This is a genomic window from Klebsiella sp. HN106, from assembly GCF_051209435.1.
Taxonomy (GTDB): domain Bacteria; phylum Pseudomonadota; class Gammaproteobacteria; order Enterobacterales; family Enterobacteriaceae; genus Klebsiella; species Klebsiella oxytoca.
In genome coordinates, this window is the sequence record NZ_JBLURD010000110.1 from 1 (window position 1) to 421 (window position 421).

The following is a 421-nucleotide window of genomic DNA, read 5'->3' on the forward strand; positions in this document are numbered from 1 at the left end:
CAAAGCGATTCAGGCGACAAAAGCCAAGAGCCGCTTTCTGGCCAGCATGAGCCACGAGCTGCGCACGCCGGTGAGCGCCATCGTCGGCTTTCTGGAGCTGCTGGCGAAACCTGAGCTGAACGTCGGCCAGCGTAAAGAGGCGATCGAGCTGGCGGGGTCGACGGCGCAAACCCTGCTGGGACTTATCGGCAATATTCTTGATATCGACAAGATTGAATCGGGAAAATACCAGGTTACCCCGCAGTGGAGCGATGTCGCACAGTTAGTGTCGCAGCAGTGTCATACCTTCGACGCGCTGGCGCAGCAAAAGGGCATCGATCTGCACTACCATAATGCGCTGCAGGAAGGGACCATGCTGTGGGTCGACCCGCAGGCGCTACGGCAAATCCTCAATAATCTCATCGGCAATGCGCTGAAGTTT

General features: G+C 57.2%; 1 protein-coding gene. It reads left to right on the forward strand.

Annotated elements, in window-relative coordinates:
* Positions 1–421 (forward strand): histidine kinase dimerization/phospho-acceptor domain-containing protein (locus ACSIPU_RS30560; RefSeq protein ID WP_435322482.1); only part of this gene is annotated, 421 nt, incomplete at both ends.